The organism is Clostridium pasteurianum, assembly GCF_001705235.1.
In the GTDB taxonomy this organism is placed as follows: domain Bacteria; phylum Bacillota; class Clostridia; order Clostridiales; family Clostridiaceae; genus Clostridium_S; species Clostridium_S pasteurianum_A.
Genome location: NZ_MCGV01000001.1, coordinates 3098903 through 3120114, shown reverse-complemented (window position 1 = coordinate 3120114; position 21212 = coordinate 3098903). Strand labels below are relative to the sequence as shown.

The window sequence follows — 21212 nt, the reverse complement described above, 5'->3', positions numbered from 1 at the left end:
GACTAAGAAATTTTAGTAACTCGCTAAAAAGCTGCTCAAACAAATTAAAATTTCTAAGTCTTTTTATAATTTGGAATAAGACTTATTGAATTTTATTTAAATCGTTTCCAAAATACTATTACTTCACTTAGAATAAAAAAGCAAGGTAAGTTTTTCTCCGCTTCCCTGCGAAAAATAACATATTAACTTATTTAAAGATTAAATAATTTTATTTTCAAAATTCTATAGATACAAAAATTTTTTCATTGCTTTACTCCCAAAGTAACTATTTAAATATGTTTTCAAGCCATTCAACGCTAAGCTTAAACCAAGAAGCTGCATGAAGATTTAGACGCCCACCATTATCTGTTTCCTTAGTACATAAAGCCATGCCGTGCCTGCCCTCTGGATATATATGCAGCTCAAAGGAAACATTATATTTTCTAAGTGCTTCTGCGTACATAATCGAATTTTGGACAGGAACAGTTGAATCAGAAAAAGTATGCCATATAAAAGATTTGGGTGTCTTTTCAGATACATGTTTTTCAACTGACATATAATGGAGTAACTTCTCATCTGCATTTTCCCCAAGCAAACATTCAAAAGAACCTCTGTGTGCAAACTCACCTGAAGTTATTACGGGATATCCTAGTATCAATGCGTTAGGTCTTATAAATTCTTTGTTTATTCCCTTAACATTAAGTAAGACTTCTTTATCAAAATATACTCCGAGAAGCGCCGCTAAGTGTCCTCCTGCTGAAAATCCACAAACTGCAATTTTTCCTTTGTCAATATTCCACTCATCAGCATTTTGTCTTATTATTGAAATGGCCCTTGCTGCATCTAAAAGTGGCTGTGGATATCTATTAGGATAAACACTATAATTAAGTACAAAACTACTAAATCCTGCAGCATTATAATTTACAGCTATAGGTTCACCCTCTCTAAGTGAAGTATGATTATATCCTCCGCCAGGAAAAATTAGAACTGCCGGCCTTTTTTTATCTCCATCAAGAATGTATGTTTTTAATTTAGGCCTGAAACCTGAATTTCCAGAATCCTCATAAGTTAATCCTTCCCATATATCAATACTCTTGCTTATCATTGAAAACCTCCTATAAAAATCAAAATAACAAGCTAATTAAGAAAACTGTACCTTAATTAACTTGTTATTTTTTTGTATATACTCTAATATGCTATTTCGTTTATTATTTCTTTTTCTACTTTATCTACATCAGGCACATAACTTTTTACAAGCTTAACTTTTCCTTTCACTGTATACTGTCCAAGTGATGCAGGAATAAGAACACTTTCTCCAAACTCTATCTTTTCAGTTCCCCCATCATACAGTATTTCTCCAGTTCCATCAACGCAGGTGAATATATAAAATCTTTCTTCATCGCTTTTTTCAGTAAATTCACTACAAACATCATAAAGTTCAAGTGAAAAATCTTTTCCAAGGCAAAGATGCGTTTTCTCATAGCCTTCATAAGTAAGTTTTATTCCCTTGCTCTTTTTAGCTTTTAGATTTAAATCTATAACATCGAGAGCTTTTTTCACATGAAGTTCTCTTCCCCTATTATAATCATAAACTCTATAAGTTGTGTCACTATTTTGCTGTATTTCTGTTACTAAAACTCCACCACATATAGCGTGAATCATGCCGCTTCTTACCAAGCAAACATCCCCTGCTTTAACAGGTATTTTATTCATATACTTATCAAGTTTTCCTGTCTCTATGGCTTCTTTAAGCTCATCTTTAGTACATTTACCTTTAGTTCCTACTACTAATGCTGCACCTTCATCCGCCTGAATTACATACCAAACTTCTGTTTTACCCATTTCATTTTCTACTTCTTTTGCATACTTATCATTTGGATGTACTTGAACGGAAAGATCTGACTTTGCATCTATAATTTTTATAAGTAGTGGAAACCAGTCTTTACCTATTTTACTACCTATTACTTCACTGCCTTTTTCTTTTACTAAATCATCAAGTCTTTTTCCTTTAAACTCCCCATTTGAAACTATACTTGTTCCATTTTTATGACAAGCCACATCCCAGCTTTCGCCTATATTTCCATCTGGAACATCATCTCTAAATTTCTCTAGCTTTCTTCCACCCCAAATTTTTTCATAATATAAATGTTGAAATTTTAATGGATACATAATATTCTTCGCTGTACAAATATCACTGTAAACTTATTTCTCACAGTAATTTGTCAGCTCCTCCTTCCCTTTTTCTATTGTGAAAACGGTTTAAATAGCAAGCTCTCTTCTTCAAAACTCAACTTAAACCAATTTCAAAATGATACCTTTAAAGTATCATGAAAAAAGCTTAAGTTAAATCTAAAATAAAAAAACTCATCATTCGAATCTATTTTAACACAAAAGCACATAAACTTTAAATCATATATTATTACAATAAGGATCGTAAGTTTCGCCAAAATGTTATTTATGATAAAATTCCGTAGGCACGTAGGAATTCCTTCCTTATTTTAGCATAGCTTTAGTTTTAAATTCAAATAATTTGCTATCAGTTTTTTCCACTTCATATATTGGACACTTTATATTTGTAAGAACCGTATCTTTTATTTTTTGCCTGTTTTTTTCGGTGCAGTTGAGTCCTAAATATATTCCTTCAGGTTTTATAGGACAAACTATTCCACCATTTTTATTTCCTTTAGCTTTTAAAATAATTCTCCATTCCTTTTCATAACTCCAGCTCAAATGCTTTATCTGCATCAGAAAAAATAGCAAATACATTCTCTCCTCAGCATTTTCCTCAAATACTTTTCTCAAAAATTCTGTTATATCATATTTTTCTCTCCTATACCTTATAGGAAAAATGTATTTTGAAAACTTATCATCATAATTTAGCTTAGAAAAATCATATTCTATACAAATACCTGTATGATTGTCAGCATAATGTGCCCACATTGGCATACTGTTAAGTTCTTCTGAAAAGCAGCACACTTTTATATTATCTCTAAGTCCCTCAATATAACCTTCTATATCTTTTTTATCTGCTGCATTTTTATCAAAGCATACACCATAAGAATCAAAAGGATCATTTAATTTATCTGGATTTGAAAACCATATTTCATTATTTTTAAGTGCCTCTAATCTTTTATCATCTATAATCTCATATTTATAAAGCTTTTTAGGAAAATTATCATATTTTAATTTATATGCTTCCTTCTTTCTACCATAAAAAAGAAGTTTAATAAATTTATCTATCCATTCCATTTTATCTTCTCCTTAAGAACGTCATATGCTTTTATTCTTGCCAGATTCTAAAAACAAATGTATAAATCTTATATACTCAAAATTATATATATAATAAAAATTCGCGAACAAAAATATTTTTGCTGGCGAATTTTTATTTTTTACTTATTATCTAATTTATTCATTAACTTTTTAACCACAATAGGATCTTCCATAGCGGATGACATTACAGCAGCTCCGCTTGCCCCAGCTTTCATGACATCATCTATATTTTCCTCTCCTATACCCCCAATGGCAATTTCAGGTATAGAAATATAGCTTGCTATGGAACTTACAAATTCTAGCCCTCTCCCCTTTAATCCAGGCTTACAATTTGTTTCATATACATTTCCACAAAGTAAGTAATCCGCTCCCATTTTTTCAGCTTCCGCTGCCTCACCAAGGCTGTGAACAGATACTCCATTTTTTATCTTTTTACTGCCGCCATTCTCTATAAAATTTCTAAAACTTGTATGATAAGCATATGCATTAACCTCTTCAGCTGCTCTTAAGCTTCCATTGACAATTAAATTTGCATCATACTCGTCTGCAATAAGTTTCATTTCTCCGGCGACTTCATACAATTCGTTATACTCAAGATCCTTCTCTCTAAGTATTACGTTCTTAACCCCATATTCAAGTATCTTACAAACTGTACTATACAAATCCCCATTTTTTATAAGCTTTCTATTGGTAACTACATATATCATAATGTACTTTGAAAATCCTTAAATACAGGATTGTAACCCAATTCTTTTATCTTATCATAAACTTCTTTGACACTTCTCTTATCGTTGGTATCAAATTGTCCTTCACCTTTGTCCTTTGAGCTGTGTCCACCAACCTCTGTGGAAACACCAGCAGACATTTTAGTAACCCCTATTGCTATGAGTTTATCTCTAAATTCTCTTGGTTCACGAGTAGTTACATTAGTCCCAGCCCTTGGAAGAAATAATTTGTATGCAAGTATAACCTGTACAATATTTTTATCATTAACATCATATATATCATTAAAACTTCCTGCATGAGGTCTTATTCTTGGAGCTGACATAGACATTTCAACACTCGGGAATTTTTCTTGAATGTAAGCAGCATGAAGTCCTGTGAAAAATGCCTCACTTCTCCATTTGTAAAGACCTAAAAGAGCACCTGTACCTATGGAATGAATTCCTGCTTTGCAAACTCTTTCTGGTGCATTAAGCCTAAATTTAAAGTTTCTCTTAGGTCCGCTTAAATGAACCTTTGAATATTTTTCTTCATTATAAGTTTCTTGATAAATAGTAAGACTATCTGCCCCTGCATCTACAAGTTCTTTGTATTCGTTAACCTCAAGAGGATATATTTCAATACATATTGAGCTGAAATATTTCTTTAAAAGTCTTATTGCATCTGCTATATATGAAACAGGTGTTTTAACTTTAGACTCTCCTGTTAAAACTATAATATTTCTCATACCTGAAGCATGTATTGCTTTTGCTTCCTCTTCTATCTCTTCCATAGTAAGTTGCTTTCTCTTTATTTTATTTCTAACATTATATCCACAATAAGCACAGCCATTAACACAGTAATTTGCAATATACATAGGAGTATACAAAACTACTGTTTTTCCAAAATTCTCAAGGGACAACTGCCTTGCCTTTTGAGCCATTGGTTCTAAATATTTTTCAGCTGTTGGAGACAAAAGTTTTAAGAAATCAAGCTCATGAAGCCTGTCCTTACATAATATATTTTCTATATCCTTGTCTGTCACCTTCGAGAAAAAATCGTCAAAATCAAAATCCTTATATTCCTGTAATTTTTCATAAAAACTCATTTTAACACTTCCTATCGTAAAAATCCTGTAAGAGGAGATGATGCTGCGGCATATTTCTTTTGAGCTCCAAGCTTCGCAGTGTATGCAAGCCTTCCTGCCTTAACTGCAAAAGAAAATGCTTCTGCCATAAGAACGGGATCATCTGCTGAAGCTATAGCCGTATTTACAAGAACTGCATCTGCTCCCATTTCCATAGCCTCTGCTGCATCTGATGGCTTTCCTATTCCTGCATCTACAACTACTGGGACTTCATTAATTTCCTCTATTAATATGTTAAGCATTTCTTTAGTTCTAAGTCCCCTATTAGTTCCAATTGGTGCTCCAAGAGGCATAACAGCTGCTGCCCCAACATTAACAAGTCTTCTTGCATCCATAAGGTCAGGATTTATGTAAGGAAGTACTGTAAATCCTTCTTTCACTAAAGCTTCTGTTGCTTTTATAGTTTCATAGTTATCTGGAAGCAAATATTTATTATCTGAAATAACTTCTATCTTAACCCAATTTCCACAGCCAGCTGCCTTTGCAATTTTAGCAAGTCTTATAGCTTCTTCTGCATTTCTGGCTCCTGAAGTATTTGGAAGAAGTATTAAATCCTTATTTACAAAATTAAGTATATTGTCCTGCTCTGAAGTTATGTCTACTCTTCTAAGTGCAACAGTTATAACCTTAGCTTGTGATTTCTCCATAATCTTAGGAATAATTTCATTTGAACCTAATTTTCCTGTTCCCACAAAAAGTCTATTATCTAACTTGACTCCTCCTATTTTTAATTCATCCATATCTATCTCTCCTCCATTATCATTCTTAATACTGCATTTGCCTCATGATTCGCCGCTATGGTAACTCTAGGTGCCATGAGACCAGAACCCGGCGCAGCTTCATTTTCTCCATCACCTACAAGATAGAAATTGCCATTAACTTTTCTTGTAACTATGGTATTACTTGAAAAATATCCCGCCATACCTGATGCTCCAATAATTTTCTTATCCTTCATTTTAGTTAGTACTGTGTTTATAAGTACCGCTTTTGAAACCGGATTATCAAAAGCCTCAACAATTATATCCACATCTTTAAAGATATGCTGTACATTATTTTCATCTATAAATGTATCCAAAGTATCGATCTTAACAAAAGGATTTACTTCACCTATTATTTCTTTTAATGCATTGGTTTTTTTCATGCCAACATTTTTCACAAAATAATATTGCCGATTTAGATTACTTGGCTCAACCACATCGAAATCCACAAGCAAAAGTCTTCCTATGCCAATTCTTGCAAGTGAAACAGCTGCATTTGAACCAAGCCCTCCAAGTCCGGCTATTCCAACAGATACTTTTTTAACTCTGTTATGAACCTCTGGTGTATGTCTAGAAACAAGCTGTGCTTCCATTTCCTCTTTTTTGGGGATTTCACCCTTTTTTATAAAGACAATGCTATCATGCTCTTTAAGCTTTATATCTTTCTTTACTATGAAACCATTATAGACAATAACATCTGCATTCTTTTTAATTTCGCTTTTAAGCTGCATAAGTGTAGTGTTATCTTCAATATATTTAAGCTTTTCATTTACATACACTTTCACTTTTTAGCCACCACCAACAAATCTTATTATTTCTACTTTTGATGAACTTGAAAGCTTTTTATTTTTGTATTCATTTTTGTCTATTATATCCATATCTACTTCTACAACTACATGGCTACTTTCAATTTTCATTTTATTTAAGAGGTCATAAACAGTTATTCCAGCTTGAAAATTCATTTCTTTACCATTTACTATCATAAAATCACCTCTTTAGCCACTAAGTGGACTTATTATTTTTTAATACATCTTAAATTTTGACTTTGAGATAAAAAAAAGAGAAGCAAAATCGCTTCCCTCATAACTTTCTTATTCATATTAAAAACATATAAACTTCTGCGCAGAATTACATGTCAAATATGCTGTAATTAACTCCCTACGTTGGCATTATCCAAATCAGGTTATGAGGGTCTGGAATCACATTCCACTCTCAGCCTGTCCACAGGCTCCCCGTGACGCTATTTAATTTTTACACTCTTAATTTAGCACAACGAAACAAAAAATGCAAATATTATTTTAATTTTGCTTCAGTTTGTTCGTTATTTTTTGCACTATTTCTTCTATTGAAAGTTCATCAGTATCTATTTTTTCAGTATCCATATTGTCATACATTTTTAATCGTTTCATACTTCTTTCAAGGCATGTCTCATCCCTTAAACCATCCTTAATATCCTTTTGTATTCTCTTTTTTAAAGTTTCCTCTGAACAAGTAAGTGTTATTTTAATTAAATTAAATTCAATATCTTTTAAGGGTTCAAGTATACTGTCAAAAATACTTTCTTCATGAATTACCCAATTGAATATAACATATTTTAATGAAGAATTATTCAAAAAACTTTTAAGCATATAAGTTATATTATTCATAACCATATTCTTGTTTTCTTCATTAACTGTAAATGGATTAATCATCCAGCACCAATCTCCATCAAGCCAGACAGAATCCTTTAAAGTTTTATTTAGCTGCTTACATACTGCCGTTTTACCTATTCCCATAGTTCCGTTTATTATTATTAATTTTTTCTTCACTGTAATCACATCCCAATAATAAATTATACATTATTTTAAAGCTAACTGCTCAACTTTTACAATTTAAAAATGTTACGTTAATTTACATATAGAAAATTTAAGTTAATTACTAAAAGCATAAAAATTTACTTCATGGTTATAATTACATAATGTTCCTTGATTGTAACTTTTATTTGAAGATTTAATTATTCTATTCTTAATATTAATTTTTAATGATATAATGTTGATAAATATTTTACCTTAGGAGCTTTATATGGAAGAAAACAACAGAATAAATTTAATATTAAACCACAATAGTTTCAAAAAATATTTATCTAAAAATTCCGAGTACGAAAAGCAAAGAAAATTTTGTGTACATAACCTAGAACATTCTTTAGATGTGGCAAGAATTGCATACATAATTGTTCTTGAAAGAAAACTTGATATAAAAAAAGATATAATTTACGCTTCTGCACTTCTCCATGATATAGGAAGATGGCAGCAATATGAATTAGGAATTTCTCACAGTGAGGCAAGTTTTAAACTATCAATTGATATTTTAAAAGACTGCAACTTTAGACCAAATGAGATTGTCATAATAACCGAAGCTATAAAAAATCATAGAGAATCAAACAATGCATCAAGCCTAAGTTATATACTTTATAAAAGCGACAAACTTTCAAGAAATTGCTTTAATTGCAAAGCCCACGATGAATGCAATTGGAATCACCATAAAAAAAATTTAAACATAGTATATTAGGAGTAGTAATATGAAAATAGGAAACAAACATTTTATAATTGGAAAAAGAACTTACATAATGGGAATTTTAAATGTTACCCCTGATTCCTTCTCTGACGGAAATAAATTTAATACTATACAAAAATCAATGGAACATGTCCTTGAAATGGTAAATGACGGTGTAGATATAATCGACGTAGGTGGAGAATCCACAAGACCCAATAGCACTCCTGTATCAGAGGAAGAGGAAATTAAAAGAGTTATCCCTATAATCGAAACTTTATCAAGAAATTTTGACATTCCAATTTCCATTGATACATATAAGGGAAAGGTTGCAGAACTTGCCATAAAATCCGGTGCACATCTAATAAACGATGTTTGGGGTTTTAAGAAAGATCCATACATAGCTAAAGTTGCTGCAAAATATAATGTTCCATGCTGTTTAATGCACAATAGAACTAATACTAAATATAATAACTTTATAAAAGATGTGTTAAATGATTTAAAAGAAAGCATTGATATAGCTTTAAATGCAGGAGTAAAAGCAGAAAATATAATTATAGATCCGGGTATAGGCTTTGCAAAAACTTTTGATCAAAATCTTCTTTTGATGAACAATCTAGAAAAATTAAAAAGTTTAAACTATCCTATTCTTTTAGGAACTTCAAGAAAATCAATGATAGGTAATATTTTAGATCTACCTTCAGATAAACGAGTTGAAGGTACAATTGCAACTTCAGTACTAGGTATAACTAAAGGCTGTGACTTCGTAAGAGTTCATGATGTTTTGGAAAACAAAAGAGCTTGCATGATTGCTGACGCAGTAGTAAGGAGATGATCTAATGGATAAAATAACTATAGAAGACCTTGAAATATTTGCAAATCATGGTGTATTAGGTGAGGAAAAAGAATTAGGACAAAAATTTTTACTTTCTGTCTATCTTTATTTAGATTTAAGAAAACCAGCATTATCAAGAAATTTAAATGAAACTGTAAATTACGCTGAACTTTCAGAAAAAATCGAAAAAGAATTTACGAAAGAAAAATTTGATCTTATAGAAACTGCCGCAGAAAAAATAGCAGAATTTGTTTTATTAAACTACAATGCTGTAAAAACCGTAAAAGTAATCTTAAAAAAGCCTTGGGCTCCACTAAAAAAGCATTTAAAATATGTTTCTGTTGAAATAGAAAGAACCTGGCACACAGCATATATAGGACTTGGTTCTAACATGGGAGATAAAACTCAAAATTTGAGTACTGCATTAAAATTAATAAATGAAAATTCTAACTGCCGCATAAATAAAGTTTCAAATTTTTATCACACAAGACCTGTTGGTTACTTAGAACAGGATAATTTTTTAAACTGTGCTGCTAAAATAGAAACCTTTATGTCTCCAGATGAACTGATGAATTTTTTCCTTGAGACAGAAAAAAAACTAAAACGTGAAAGAAAAATACACTGGGGTCCACGCACTATTGATATAGATATATTACTTTATGATAATTTAGTTACAAGTAACAAAGACTATATTATTCCACATCCAAGAATGACTGAAAGACTTTTTGTCTTAACACCTTTATGTGAAATAAATCCTTATTTAATTCATCCTTTACTAAATAAAAGAATCATCGATATAAAGAACAATTTATCTAAAATTCAAACTTTATAAATCATATATAGTACAAAGAATGGCAAGTAATTTTTTCACACAGCTTGCCATTCTTTGTACTATATATTATAATAATTTATGAGAAATTATAGATTGTATATAACTTACTACAATTTAGTATATTTCTTACAAAATAACTTAGATAAAAACAAATATGTGTGCTAGGGGTGCCTTTGGGCTGAGAAACAATACTGTTTTGTTAGTGTTAACCCTTAACCTGATCTGGATAATACCAGCGTAGGGAAGCAATATGAATTTTAGAGCATTAGCTGTAATCCATGTTGATTACAGTTTTTTTATGAGTATTAAACCCCATAAGCACACAAAAATTATGGAGGTTTTTTTATGAGTAAATTTTCTTTTTCAAAAAGCATGTCAGAAATATTAAAGCACCCATCTGCCATAGCCGCCCTAGTAGGAATTTTAATTATTATAATTGTTATTCTAAAAATCAACAAGATAAAGTTCACCACAAAATTAGTTGCACAAATAGGAATAGTCCTTGCACTATCAACTGTCCTTAGCTTTTTTAAAATATACAGACTGCCTCAAGGTGGAAGTGTAACTTTAGGAAGTATGGTACCGATCCTTTTAATTGCATTCTTCTATGGACCAGAGGTTGGATTTTTAACTGGATTCTTGTTTGGTATAATTGATCTTATTTTAGAACCATATATACTTCATCCAGTTCAAGTACTCTTTGACTATCCTCTCCCATACATGGCACTTGGAGCAGCCGGATACTTTAAAAACAAAAAAATACTAGGAACAATAATTGCAGTTTTCATGCGATTTATATTTCACGTCATTTCTGGAGTAGTTTTCTTTGCAAGTGATGTTCCAAAGGGTCAAACTCCTCTTATGTATTCCATAATATACAATGGTTCATTTTTATCAATCGACTGTATTATCTGTCTTATAATAATAGGCATAATCCCATTAAAAAGGCTTTATCGTATTGTTAATTCTGGCAACTAAAAATTTGCTCAAAATTTGTAAAACATTTATTAACAATGTTGTTAAATTACTTTAGCAAACCCATTATGTAATATAATTGTTACATAAGGTTATTTAATGGGGAGGCTTTAAAAGTGAAACTCAAAAAAATCAGTATATTAATACTTGCTGCAAGTTTATCTCTAAGTTTACTTGCTGGATGCAGCAGCACAACTACTGGTGGTACACCCACTAAAAAAAATGTGTCTGCTAAGGCAAAGAAACCAAATATTAGTCAAATGAAAGCTAAAATTCAAGCACAACTTAAAGAATTTGTTAATAAAGGTCTTATAAATCAAACTCAATCAGATAAAATTTTAACTGCTTTTATAAAAAATGCTCAAAGCACTAAACAAAGTACTAATCCTTTAAGTAATTTAGTTAAAGATGGAACAATAACTCAAAATCAGGAAACTAGTATATCCGAAGCTTTACGTCAATTTTTTCCAAAAGGTCAAGAAACAGACTCTGGTAAAAAAGAATTGTTAAATAAATAATTATAAAAAATAGTCTAAATTGTTTGCTCAAATAAATTTAGACCATTTTTTTATAATTAAATTAAGAAATTATATTAGCTTGTTATTTTTTAAACAATATATTATATACGTTTACGTAAGCGGTTTCAATAGTTTTCTTGTTGTATTTACAATTTGTTTACATCTTATTAACTGTTCATTAACAAAATAAAACGATTTCTATTTTGCATTATAGGTTAAATTGATATATTATAAGCATGTAAGGAAATTGAATAATATTTAATTTATATGGAGGTGTTAAAATGACGGATTTTATAAAAAAATTATTTAGTAAGGATCATCTAATGATACTCGGATTTGCTCTTAGTCCAAATCTTTTAAGAGAATATGAACTAAGCTTAAAAGATGAGAAAAGTTTAACTGACAAAAAGGCTGCATAGATTTATGAAAATAAACTCTATGTAGTCTTTTTTATAATTTCTTTATATACATCGCAAATATAATGTATGATGTTTTTTTTCAGTTTAAAGACTTATTTAGATTTTATAGATTCACTATTCTGTAATCTACTTTATTCCATCCCATTCATTAAAAAATTCCATTAAAAAACTTTCCATATATTTATGCCTAGCTTCAGCCATATTTTTTGCAGTTTCAGTATTCATTAAATCCTTTAATTTTAAAAGCTTCTCATAAAAATGATTTATAGTAGTTCCTTTATATTTTGAATACTGCTCAAAGTTCATATTATAATGCGGCTTTTCATTAGGTATGTGCATAATTCTACTTTTATTACCACCATACGCAAATGCCCTGGCAATACCTATTGCACCAATTGCATCTAATCTATCAGCATCCTGTACTATTTTTCCTTCTTTACTTTTAGGAACTTTAGTATCTGTACCTTTAAAAGATATTGATGAAATTATATCACATATAGCCTTTATTTCGGTTTCTGATATTTTATTATTTCTCAAAAAAATTTTTGCATTTGAGTAATCACCAACATTTCCGCCAAATAATTTATAATCATCAACATCATGTAATAAAGCTGATAGCTGGACTATTTCTAAATCTGCCCTTTCATTTTTACAAATACAAGTTGCTAAATTATATACCCTTATACTATGATAATAATCATGTCCACTATAATCATTCTCAAACTTTTCTTTAATATACTCTAATGCCTTTTTAAATAATTCTTCATCCATAATCATATCTCCCATCCACAAATAATAATAAAATTTCATTACCATTATTTTAAGCGTATAGATGTATATATATTGTACTAATCAATAATTACCTCTACTTTTTATAAATATAGATATCAATATTAGATTTAATATTTTACAAACTCATCAATTAATTTTCGCGCAAGACTAAATTTTTTAGGTATATTAGGCAATTCATCTTTTGTAAACCAATCCGCATCTACTATTTCACTTCCATCAACCTTAAGTTTCCCCGAATCATATTCTGCAAAGAAACCAAGCATTAAGGAATTAGGAAATGGCCATGGTGAACTAGAATAATATCTTATGTTATTAACTTTTATATTAACTTCTTCAAATATTTCTCTTTTCACTGCATGTTCAAGACTTTCACCAGCTTCCACAAAACCAGCAATTAAACCGTACATATTATTTTTAAAACTGCTGTTATGAGCAAGTAATATCTTGTCCCCTTTTGTAATTGCAACTATTATAGCCGGACATATTACGGGATACATTATATTACCACAATTTGGGCAAATTTTAGCCATTTCATCTTTTTTGTTTTCCATTTCACTTCCACATCTGCCGCAATATTTATTATTCCTATTCCAATTTAATATTTCACTTGCTCTTCCTGCTATTAAAAACATCTCTTTTTCCATTAATACGCCAACTTCACGTAATGTCAATAGCTTAAATTCTTCTGCGATTTCAATATTAGGAGACATTTCAACTACAAAGCAGTTTTCTGATTCATATTCCCCCAAAAAGAACTCATTTTCATATTTGATATTCATTTTTTTAATTTCACTAAATCTGGGAACACTTAAATTCTCTCCTGCTTTTTTAACAATTAAGTTTCCTCTAACAAATGCAAAACACAAATCTCTATCTTCACTATTTTTAAATACTCCTGGCAATATTTTAAAATCACTCATATTAAAATCCTTTCGAAATTATTGACACACTTTCTCTCTCAACTAATTTTACTGGAATAATTGTGTCATGTTCCACATCATTTCCGGTTATCAAATCTACAATCTTCTCTGCTAAAAGCTTTCCACAGGATTTATATGGATAATGAATTGTTGTCAAAGATGGAGTTACCATCCTCGCTACCTCATAATCTCCTATTCCAATAACTGAAATATCCTTAGGAATCGATATTCCTCTCTTTATTAATCCTTTAATAATTCCAATTGCAATATTATCCGTAGCACATGCAATAATTGTTGGTTTTTGAGTAGTTAATATTTTTTTTTCTATTTTAATGGCACCTTCTATAGTTGAATCACTTTCAAAAAATGAAACGCTATCTATATTATTATCTCTCATACATTTTTGAAATCCTAATTTTCTTCTTGACCATGCCGAAACATCCTTTTTATCTACATCAACATAACATATATTTCTATGGCCCTTATCTATTATGTATGAACCCATTTGATATCCTGCATCTTCATCATTATGCATAACACAATAAAAATCGTCATTTTTCTGTCCTAATAGTATGACTGGTATATCACTTTCTCCTAAAGCCTTCTTATGCTTATCTGATATTTTCCCTGAAATTAAAATAATTCCTGAAATTCTTTGATTTATAAGATTTTCTATACTCTCAATTTCTCTTTTAACCTTTTGTCCTGTACATGATATTATTAATTGGTATCCTAGCTCTCTTAATCTTTCATCTATTCCAGCTAATGTCCTTGAATTTGCATACGAATCTAACCTTGGGACAATTATACCTATAAGATTATTCTTTTTTGCTTTTAAACTTTGGGCAAAATTATTAGGAACATAGTTTGTGTCTCTTATTGCCTTACAAATTTTTTTTCCAGTCTGTTCACTAACATAGCCACCATTTAAATATCTAGATACAGTACTTTTAGCTACACCTGCAATGGAAGCTATATCTGCTATTGTAGTTTTTATTTTAACTCACCCCTAATTCTTAATAAACCTTAACACAGGTACAATTTTCTTAAAATCTATTATAACTATAAATACATAAAATATCAAACATATATTTACAATATTACCTACTGTTAAGGTGAATCTGAAGGCAAGCTTAACGATATATCTTTTGGAATTAACCATAGTGAATTATTGTGTGAATTAATTTGAAATATATGAGATAACCATAAAAATAGGTTATTTTCAGAATAGCTTACACGAAATGCAATAAAATATGCAAATTTCAAATTTTCAGAAATCAAAATACTTTAAGAATACAATACATTGCCTATAAGTATATTATTATATGTATATCACATAACTTTAGCATAGAAAGTAAAATAAGATTTACCTTCTACACTATTTTATATTTGTTTAATTCATACAGATCTAAAATCATCTGAGAATCTACTTGTAACGAGGTATCATTTTCATCATCATATACCCTTGTAGTCAAAGCCTTTTGCCCATTATTAATAAATATTTCTAGTGATGATGTATCGCTAAATATATTTATTTGCTCTATTTTATTTATTTCTACATGTCTTTCATTTCTGCCATAACCGCTTTCCTTTAACGATAATGTCAATATGTGATTATAATAATTTAAAGTAACATCTTTTCTTAATCTGATTTTAAAATTATCATTGAGCGGCATAAGCTGTGCTTCATAAACCTTACTTAAAGTAGAAATAACTTCATCTATAGCTAATATTCTATGAACATGATTTTTTCTTAATTTTTTTGTTTCTTCAATTGGATACTGATACAAACTATCATCTTTTAAAAATAATACTCTAGGTAAAGTCAAGGCATGCTGCCAGCCTTTACTAACAGTTGGATTTTTATATGGAATATCCGGTAAACCCATCCAACTAATCATTATTCTTCTGCCGCTTTTATCTACAAACGTTTGAGGTGCATAAAAATCAAATCCATAATCTAACTCCGTAAAATTATATACCATCAAATTATCTTTTATATTACCTTTAATAAAAAAGTAACCACTCTGATAAATATTTTCATATTGGTAACCTCGCTTCTTAAGACCTTGAGGGCATACCATTAAAATCTTTTTTGTACCAATTTCAAACAAATCGGGGCATTCCCACATATAACCAAATGGTTGTTTTGTTTCAATTCTACTTTTATAGTTCCACTCTTTTAAATCTAAGGATTCATAAATCAAAGCACAGCCTACACTATTTTTCGTGCGAGCTCCTAAAACCATGTAAAAAACACCGTCTTCTTCATAAATTTTAGGATCACGAACATGACAGCTCAGGTCATCAGGATAGCTTTCATTCTTTAAAATATTATATTTTTTGCCGAAGTGTATACCATCCTTTGAAGTAAATCCATTTAAATAGTGACCTCTTCCTTCATTTATGTAATCAAAATTTCCTTTAAACTTAATATTTCCTGTGTAAAAAAAATATATTTGATTATCCCTTATATACGCACTTCCCGAATATGCTCCATCTTTATCAATATCGCTATCCGGGAAAAGTGCATTTTCTTCCCTTTTGAAAGTTAAAAAGTCCTTTGTTGTAAAGTGTCCCCATCCCTTTTCTTTACCTTCCGCACTTGTAGGTGAATATTGATAAAAAATATGATAAGTTCCATTAAACTCACATAGCCCATTGGGATCATTTAACCATCCAACTAGTGGCATTAAATGGTATTGCAATCTCCATTCATCAAGATTAACTTCATCTTTCGTTCTTTCCTCAGCCTGCTTAAAAATCCTTTCCATAATCAAACCCTCTTTACTGCTATCAATATTTTATTTAACAGTATATTTTTCCATAAAATCAATAAGTACATTCATTGTTTCCTCACAATAAAATACATTACCTCCATGATCAGCATCATCAACACAATAGAAGTCTACATTTTTATGATGCTTAATACATTTCTCATATAATTCTATACTTTGCTGAAATGGGACAACACGATCTTTATTACCATGCATAATTAATAATGGGTCGTCATTTGAATCATTATCAATATAGTAAACAGGTGAAGCTTTTAATGCTAAGTCTAAATTTCCTAGAAGACTGTGGGCACCAATTATCATAGTTGCTGGAGAAGCTTTTTCATGGTCAAAAGCAGAACAATATTTATAAATAGTAGATAAATTACTTATTCCATATAAATCAATAAATCCTCTTACATTACAAAGTGGTTCATCTGTATAATCTAATTTAGAATTTTTCCATGTAGCCCAACATAAAGAAGATGTGTGCCCTCCACTTGATTCACCAGATATAAATACATTTTTCATATCAATACGAAGTTCATCACTATGATTTCTAATATATCTCATTGCACATTTTGCATCTAATACTTGTGCTGGAAATATTGCAACATCGCTAGGTCGATACTCTACAACTGCTAAAATATATCCATGTGTAACAACATCCTTAAAGTCCAAAATATGACTATTTAGATTTTGTTTCATCCAGGCTGAACCTTGAACATGAAAAAATAGAGGGTATTTTCTATTCTCATTAAACTCATCTGGATAAACAAGTCTTAATTTTAATTCAATCCCGTCCTCTTTATTGTATATAACATCTTTACCAATAAACCCTCTTATATTATTTTTATCTCCTTTTATTACCTTTGTTCCTTCAGGATAGTTAACTACTTTAGGCATTTCTTCGTATGTGTATTTCATTTTAAGTTCCATTGCTCTTCCTCCATTTCTCACTGCTTACGAGAAAAAACATCAAGCAAGAATTGCCCCATCATTCTCCATGCTCTATCAGCTTCTTTTTCATTATATTCCTTAAGGCATTTATGAGTAAAACCATGTTGACAATTCTTAAATATTTCAAATGTCACATCAACTCCCGCAGCCTTAGCTTTCTTTGCAAAATCTTGTTCATCTTTTGACAGTACATCATATTCAGCAGCTAAAACAAGCATTTTAGGAAGATCATGCAAATCTGCTAATATTGGAGATGCTAAAGGATCATTTAAATCATTAAGATCATCAAAATACCAGTTAATATATTGAAGAATTCTTTTAGAACTCATTGCTTTCTTTGGATCAAGTGCTTTTCTATCTTCTTCATTTAAAGATTGTTTTAACGGCGCATAATCTATAATCTGGCCACTTATACCAATTTTTTTCTCTTTACGATCTAATAAACATAGTACTACAGCCATGTAACCTCCGGCACTGTGTCCACCAACAACAATTTTGTTAGCATCAATTTTATACAATTTACTATTTTGCTTTATTTTAACTATGGCCTCATATGTTGATAAAATTGGTTTAGGAAATTTAAATTCTGGAGCCAAACAATAATCAACATTAATTACAGCACAGTGAGCAATGTCCGCTAGTCTTTGGCAATATATTCCATCAGTTTCCGGATACCCTAAAACATTGCCACCACCGTGAAAATTAAACATTACAGGTAACACTTCTATACCATCATAATTTTCTGGTCTATATATATATCCATCCACATATCCTGAAATACTTGTTCTTACTGAAATTTTTTCAAATTTTCCATTTAATCTTTCATTATATACAACTTCATAATTTTGTATTTCTTTTTTCATTCGATATTCATAAATTGAATAGTCTTCTTTTTTCATTTGAACACTCCTATAAATTTATTTTTTGTTTATTACTAACTTGTCCATAATCAATAAAATGAATATCTTTTCCATTACTATTTGTAATAATAAGCATTGTAGACAAATCAACATTCTTTTGCTTTAATAAATCTAAATCGAGCTTAATAACTGGTTCACCATGTTTAATCTTTTTACCTTGGCTTGATAAAATTGTAAATCCTTCTCCTTTAAGATTAACTGTATCAATTCCTATATGAACCAAAATTTCAACACCATCACTTCTTGTAATTCCAAAAGCATGGCCAGTGGGAAATATTGTTGTAATTTCACCATCACATGGAGACGAAATGGTATTATCTAATAATTTAAAAGCAACACCATCGCCCATTAACTTTTGAGAAAAAACCTGATCTTTAACTTCTTCAATAGGAAACATAATTGCATTAGAAACCGCAACTATATCACTACTACTCTTTTTTAATAACCCTAACATTTTTAACCTCCATTATAGCTATAAATACCATAAACATTACTAAAGGGGAAGTATCGACCTAGTCCTACCTAACTTTAAATCACTATACTTTTTAAAAATTTGATATACTATAATTATACACTTTAACTAATTATCGCTACTTCCCAAAATTTTATTTATTATAAGTCATTGTATGTTACTAGTTTAATATCCTTACGATTCAAACATTGTTTTGCCGTCTCACTGCATAGCATTTCCACTTCATAAACTCTCGGAATATTTACTGATGAATTTTCTAATATATATGCATCAATATATCCAGGATGTGTAATAACCATGTCACAATCACCATCATGTCCCTGCTCAATTGCTTCAATTAAGGGCTCAATTGATTTTTGGTCAATAGAATGAGCTATATGAATATAAACATTTGTTTTACCTACAAGCATAGGCTTATTATTAAGAGTAAATCCCGAATACTTTAAGTTGAATTTTTTAGCTACTATTTCTAATCCTTTAAAAAAGTTCTTACTATTAATAGCATGGCCATCTAAATATTTAGGTTCATACCCAGTCAATTGTACAAATCGTTTGTACTGCGCTTCAATCTCCATAATAACTTCTTCTAAAACAACAACCTCTTGCTTTGAATTACGATAGTAACTTGATGATTTAAATTCGCCGTTCTCATCAACTAGACTTGGAACTAATTTGGGATCACAAACTGGTTTGCCTATACAAATATTTGTATGCTGACCTAAACAAATATCATAATTTTTTATTAAATTGAATCCATGACTTGCAGCATACATGTTTGGCATCATACCAACTGATTTAATGAGTCCATCCTTTATAGATTTTTCTATTCCATAATTTACAGCTTCACTATATCCAAGATCATCTGCTCTAATTAAAATTTTTTTCATAGTGCGATCCTTTCTTAATTCTTCTTTACTATTGGATCATTTTTATCAAAGCCAAAGAAGTAAGTAACAGCAGCAGCAACAATTAATGAAATCAAGCAACCTATAATACCATTTACTAGATTAGAAGTTCCATTACCAGTAAAGGCTAATAATCCAACTACATTTGTAGCAGGTACAAGTGTATAATGTCCTATATTCAAAATTCCCATATATAATCCACCTGCAAAACCACCAGCAACTAGACCTAACAATGGTTTTTTATACCTAATGCCTACTCCATATATACCAGGTTCAGTAACTCCACCTAATAGTAAAGATATAAGGAAACCAAATGACAAAGATTTTTGCTCAGGGTCTTTAATTCTCAAAGCTGCTCCTAAACATATTCCTGCTACTGCATATGTTGCTGCAATCATACCTACAGCTATAAAGTTTTCATGTCCTGCAGTGGCAAAAATCTGAAATAAGAAAGTAATTAAAATCATGTGCATTCCACTCATTACTAAAAATTCAAATGTTGCACCAATTATTGCTACTCCTAAGAACCCAACAACTCCGTGTAATGATATAATACCGTTACAAATATAACTTCCTAAGAATGAACCTGCAGGTCCTAAAACACATAGACTAATTGGTAACATAACTGCAATTGTGAAAGCTGGTGCAAAAACACTTCTTAATGCAGAAGGCAACCACTTATTAAAGAATCTTTCAACATATGACATCACATAAACAGACATAATTATTGGCAAAATTGTACTTCCATACTTTTGTACTGAACAAGGAATACCATAAACACTAAAACTTTTACCAGCAAGACCTACAAAGGTAGGATGTAACATAATTGCACCCAGTAAAATTCCCATAACTGGTGATACTTTAAATTTTTTAGCTGAAGTATATCCGATTATAACTGGAAAGAAATAAAAACCCGCATCTCCAACAAACGTTGCTAACACATAGAAATCACTTTTGGGTCCAATTACATTAAGCATTGATGGTCCCAATATAGCAACAAGCATCTTAAAAAACGCTGCCGCTGTAATAACTGGTATAGCTGGCACTAAACTTCCCGATAGTGCATCTAATATTCCATTTAAAACTGACTTAACTGTTACTTTTTTCTTTGGTTTATCAGCTTCATCTATATTAGAATTATCTTGAAATCCAATCATTTTGCAAACTTCATCGTAAACTTTAGATACATCTTGACCGATAATTACCTGCAATTGTCCACCTGATCTAATAACTCCAAGTACACCTTTAATTTCCTTAATCTTTTCATCACTTGGAATACTTTCATTTTTCAAGTTAAAACGCAGTCTTGTAGCACAATGGGTAAAATTTAAAATGTTTTCTTTCTCACCCACTTCATTTAAAATCTCCTCTGCTAGTTTCTTAAACTTCTCACTTTGATTCATTTTCTTCCTCCTTTTTAAATAGAAAAGTTCTTCAAATGTATCCTAAATTCCACGCATTATATTTACAACGTTTTTTATCACATAACAAGCAGATTTCAAGTA

The 21212-nt window shown here is 30.4% G+C and carries 24 protein-coding genes and 2 riboswitches; of the genes, 6 read left to right on the top strand and 18 right to left on the bottom strand.

Annotation, left to right across the window (positions count from 1 at the left end):
- Positions 1-265: 265 nt before the first annotated feature.
- From BEE63_RS14005 to BEE63_RS13965, 9 genes are all read right to left on the bottom strand, one after another.
- Positions 266-1084, bottom strand: a complete 819-nt coding sequence (locus BEE63_RS14005; RefSeq protein ID WP_066021979.1) for an alpha/beta hydrolase — start codon at positions 1082-1084, stop codon at positions 266-268.
- 83 nt (positions 1085-1167) lie between these two features.
- Positions 1168-2148: a type I phosphomannose isomerase catalytic subunit gene (locus tag BEE63_RS14000; RefSeq protein ID WP_066021978.1), complete on the bottom strand. Its 981-nt coding sequence runs from the start codon at positions 2146-2148 to the stop codon at positions 1168-1170.
- Positions 2149-2472: 324 nt separating this feature from the next.
- Positions 2473-3228: a DUF2971 domain-containing protein gene (locus BEE63_RS13995; protein ID WP_066021977.1), complete on the bottom strand. Its 756-nt coding sequence runs from the start codon at positions 3226-3228 to the stop codon at positions 2473-2475.
- A 140-nt stretch (positions 3229-3368) separates the two neighbouring features.
- Positions 3369-3956: a thiamine phosphate synthase gene (locus BEE63_RS13990; protein WP_066021976.1), complete on the bottom strand. Its 588-nt coding sequence runs from the start codon at positions 3954-3956 to the stop codon at positions 3369-3371.
- Positions 3953-5059 (bottom strand): 2-iminoacetate synthase ThiH, encoded by a 1107-nt coding sequence (gene thiH / locus BEE63_RS13985; protein ID WP_066021975.1) that lies wholly within the window; start codon positions 5057-5059, stop codon positions 3953-3955. Before thiH ends, BEE63_RS13990 begins: the two co-directional genes overlap by 4 nt.
- A gap of 11 nt (positions 5060-5070) precedes the next feature.
- A complete protein-coding gene (locus BEE63_RS13980) occupies positions 5071-5838 on the bottom strand; it encodes a thiazole synthase (RefSeq protein WP_066021974.1) in 768 nt (255 codons plus the stop codon).
- A 2-nt stretch (positions 5839-5840) separates the two neighbouring features.
- Complete coding sequence (gene thiF / locus BEE63_RS13975) at positions 5841-6641, bottom strand: sulfur carrier protein ThiS adenylyltransferase ThiF (RefSeq protein WP_066021973.1); 801 nt, start codon at positions 6639-6641, stop codon at positions 5841-5843.
- 3 nt (positions 6642-6644) lie between these two features.
- On the bottom strand, positions 6645-6839 hold the full coding sequence (thiS, locus tag BEE63_RS13970) for a sulfur carrier protein ThiS (protein ID WP_066021972.1): 195 nt from the start codon (positions 6837-6839) through the stop codon (positions 6645-6647).
- A gap of 155 nt (positions 6840-6994) precedes the next feature.
- Positions 6995-7100, bottom strand: a riboswitch (TPP riboswitch).
- A 54-nt stretch (positions 7101-7154) separates the two neighbouring features.
- The gene (locus BEE63_RS13965; RefSeq protein ID WP_066021971.1) at positions 7155-7664 is read right to left on the bottom strand and encodes an AAA family ATPase; all 510 of its coding nucleotides are present in this window, start codon (positions 7662-7664) and stop codon (positions 7155-7157) included.
- Positions 7665-7917: 253 nt separating this feature from the next.
- Here BEE63_RS13965 and BEE63_RS13960 point away from each other — a divergent pair, with 253 nt between their 5' ends.
- The 6 genes from BEE63_RS13960 (at position 7918) to BEE63_RS21745 (ending at position 11964) form a co-directional block, all read left to right on the top strand.
- Positions 7918-8403 carry an HD domain-containing protein gene (locus BEE63_RS13960; RefSeq protein ID WP_066021970.1) on the top strand — a complete coding sequence of 162 codons (486 nt, stop codon included), beginning with the start codon at positions 7918-7920 and terminating at the stop codon, positions 8401-8403.
- Positions 8404-8413: 10 nt separating this feature from the next.
- A complete protein-coding gene (folP, locus tag BEE63_RS13955; RefSeq protein ID WP_066021969.1) occupies positions 8414-9220 on the top strand; it encodes a dihydropteroate synthase in 807 nt (268 codons plus the stop codon).
- 4 nt (positions 9221-9224) lie between these two features.
- Positions 9225-10052, top strand: coding sequence for a 2-amino-4-hydroxy-6-hydroxymethyldihydropteridine diphosphokinase (gene folK, locus BEE63_RS13950; RefSeq protein WP_066021968.1), 828 nt, complete (start codon positions 9225-9227; stop codon positions 10050-10052).
- Between the two features lie 153 nt (positions 10053-10205).
- A riboswitch (TPP riboswitch) is annotated at positions 10206-10313 on the top strand.
- Positions 10314-10397: 84 nt separating this feature from the next.
- Positions 10398-11030, top strand: a complete 633-nt coding sequence (gene thiT, locus BEE63_RS13945) for an energy-coupled thiamine transporter ThiT (RefSeq protein ID WP_066021967.1) — start codon at positions 10398-10400, stop codon at positions 11028-11030.
- 113 nt (positions 11031-11143) lie between these two features.
- Entirely contained in the window at positions 11144-11545 is a 402-nt protein-coding gene (locus tag BEE63_RS13940) for a hypothetical protein (RefSeq protein ID WP_066021966.1), read from the top strand.
- A 281-nt stretch (positions 11546-11826) separates the two neighbouring features.
- On the top strand, positions 11827-11964 hold the full coding sequence (locus BEE63_RS21745; protein ID WP_157797114.1) for a hypothetical protein: 138 nt from the start codon (positions 11827-11829) through the stop codon (positions 11962-11964).
- A gap of 126 nt (positions 11965-12090) precedes the next feature.
- Here BEE63_RS21745 and BEE63_RS13935 read toward each other — a convergent pair whose 3' ends face one another.
- The 9 genes from BEE63_RS13935 to BEE63_RS13895 all read right to left on the bottom strand — a co-directional run bounded on the left by BEE63_RS13935 (position 12091) and on the right by BEE63_RS13895 (position 21110).
- On the bottom strand, positions 12091-12735 hold the full coding sequence (locus BEE63_RS13935) for an HD domain-containing protein (protein WP_066021965.1): 645 nt from the start codon (positions 12733-12735) through the stop codon (positions 12091-12093).
- A 128-nt stretch (positions 12736-12863) separates the two neighbouring features.
- Complete coding sequence (gene nudC / locus BEE63_RS13930; RefSeq protein ID WP_066021964.1) at positions 12864-13676, bottom strand: NAD(+) diphosphatase; 813 nt, start codon at positions 13674-13676, stop codon at positions 12864-12866.
- A 1-nt stretch (position 13677) separates the two neighbouring features.
- The gene (locus tag BEE63_RS21980) at positions 13678-14652 is read right to left on the bottom strand and encodes a LacI family DNA-binding transcriptional regulator (protein ID WP_431732487.1); all 975 of its coding nucleotides are present in this window, start codon (positions 14650-14652) and stop codon (positions 13678-13680) included.
- A 397-nt stretch (positions 14653-15049) separates the two neighbouring features.
- Complete coding sequence (locus tag BEE63_RS13920) at positions 15050-16450, bottom strand: glycoside hydrolase family 32 protein (protein ID WP_066021962.1); 1401 nt, start codon at positions 16448-16450, stop codon at positions 15050-15052.
- A 30-nt stretch (positions 16451-16480) separates the two neighbouring features.
- Positions 16481-17389, bottom strand: a complete 909-nt coding sequence (locus BEE63_RS13915; protein WP_066021961.1) for an alpha/beta hydrolase — start codon at positions 17387-17389, stop codon at positions 16481-16483.
- Positions 17390-17406: 17 nt separating this feature from the next.
- Positions 17407-18309 carry an alpha/beta hydrolase gene (locus BEE63_RS13910; RefSeq protein WP_066021960.1) on the bottom strand — a complete coding sequence of 301 codons (903 nt, stop codon included), beginning with the start codon at positions 18307-18309 and terminating at the stop codon, positions 17407-17409.
- A 10-nt stretch (positions 18310-18319) separates the two neighbouring features.
- Positions 18320-18784, bottom strand: coding sequence for a PTS sugar transporter subunit IIA (locus BEE63_RS13905; RefSeq protein WP_066021959.1), 465 nt, complete (start codon positions 18782-18784; stop codon positions 18320-18322).
- Positions 18785-18942: 158 nt separating this feature from the next.
- Positions 18943-19689 carry a ChbG/HpnK family deacetylase gene (locus tag BEE63_RS13900; protein WP_066021958.1) on the bottom strand — a complete coding sequence of 249 codons (747 nt, stop codon included), beginning with the start codon at positions 19687-19689 and terminating at the stop codon, positions 18943-18945.
- A 14-nt stretch (positions 19690-19703) separates the two neighbouring features.
- Positions 19704-21110 carry a PTS transporter subunit EIIC gene (locus BEE63_RS13895; protein WP_066021957.1) on the bottom strand — a complete coding sequence of 469 codons (1407 nt, stop codon included), beginning with the start codon at positions 21108-21110 and terminating at the stop codon, positions 19704-19706.
- Positions 21111-21212: the final 102 nt, after the last annotated feature.

What these genes read in the sequence shown, in the direction of transcription:
- BEE63_RS13915 (WP_066021961.1), bottom strand. Translation starts at nt 17,389, where the DNA reads ATGGAACTTAAAATGAAATACACATACGAAGAAATGCCTAAAGTAGTT.
- BEE63_RS13905 (WP_066021959.1), bottom strand. Translation starts at nt 18,784, where the DNA reads ATGTTAGGGTTATTAAAAAAGAGTAGTAGTGATATAGTTGCGGTTTCT.
- BEE63_RS13935 (WP_066021965.1), bottom strand. Translation starts at nt 12,735, where the DNA reads ATGGATGAAGAATTATTTAAAAAGGCATTAGAGTATATTAAAGAAAAG.
- BEE63_RS13990 (WP_066021976.1), bottom strand. Translation starts at nt 3,956, where the DNA reads ATGATATATGTAGTTACCAATAGAAAGCTTATAAAAAATGGGGATTTG.
- BEE63_RS13910 (WP_066021960.1), bottom strand. Translation starts at nt 18,309, where the DNA reads ATGAAAAAAGAAGACTATTCAATTTATGAATATCGAATGAAAAAAGAA.
- folK (WP_066021968.1), top strand. Translation starts at nt 9,225, where the DNA reads ATGGATAAAATAACTATAGAAGACCTTGAAATATTTGCAAATCATGGT.
- folP (WP_066021969.1), top strand. Translation starts at nt 8,414, where the DNA reads ATGAAAATAGGAAACAAACATTTTATAATTGGAAAAAGAACTTACATA.
- BEE63_RS21745 (WP_157797114.1), top strand. Translation starts at nt 11,827, where the DNA reads ATGACGGATTTTATAAAAAAATTATTTAGTAAGGATCATCTAATGATA.
- BEE63_RS14005 (WP_066021979.1), bottom strand. Translation starts at nt 1,084, where the DNA reads ATGATAAGCAAGAGTATTGATATATGGGAAGGATTAACTTATGAGGAT.
- BEE63_RS13920 (WP_066021962.1), bottom strand. Translation starts at nt 16,450, where the DNA reads ATGGAAAGGATTTTTAAGCAGGCTGAGGAAAGAACGAAAGATGAAGTT.
- nudC (WP_066021964.1), bottom strand. Translation starts at nt 13,676, where the DNA reads ATGAGTGATTTTAAAATATTGCCAGGAGTATTTAAAAATAGTGAAGAT.
- thiT (WP_066021967.1), top strand. Translation starts at nt 10,398, where the DNA reads ATGAGTAAATTTTCTTTTTCAAAAAGCATGTCAGAAATATTAAAGCAC.
- BEE63_RS13980 (WP_066021974.1), bottom strand. Translation starts at nt 5,838, where the DNA reads ATGGATGAATTAAAAATAGGAGGAGTCAAGTTAGATAATAGACTTTTT.
- BEE63_RS14000 (WP_066021978.1), bottom strand. Translation starts at nt 2,148, where the DNA reads ATGTATCCATTAAAATTTCAACATTTATATTATGAAAAAATTTGGGGT.
- BEE63_RS13960 (WP_066021970.1), top strand. Translation starts at nt 7,918, where the DNA reads ATGGAAGAAAACAACAGAATAAATTTAATATTAAACCACAATAGTTTC.
- BEE63_RS13995 (WP_066021977.1), bottom strand. Translation starts at nt 3,228, where the DNA reads ATGGAATGGATAGATAAATTTATTAAACTTCTTTTTTATGGTAGAAAG.
- thiS (WP_066021972.1), bottom strand. Translation starts at nt 6,839, where the DNA reads ATGATAGTAAATGGTAAAGAAATGAATTTTCAAGCTGGAATAACTGTT.
- thiH (WP_066021975.1), bottom strand. Translation starts at nt 5,059, where the DNA reads ATGAGTTTTTATGAAAAATTACAGGAATATAAGGATTTTGATTTTGAC.
- BEE63_RS13895 (WP_066021957.1), bottom strand. Translation starts at nt 21,110, where the DNA reads ATGAATCAAAGTGAGAAGTTTAAGAAACTAGCAGAGGAGATTTTAAAT.
- BEE63_RS13900 (WP_066021958.1), bottom strand. Translation starts at nt 19,689, where the DNA reads ATGAAAAAAATTTTAATTAGAGCAGATGATCTTGGATATAGTGAAGCT.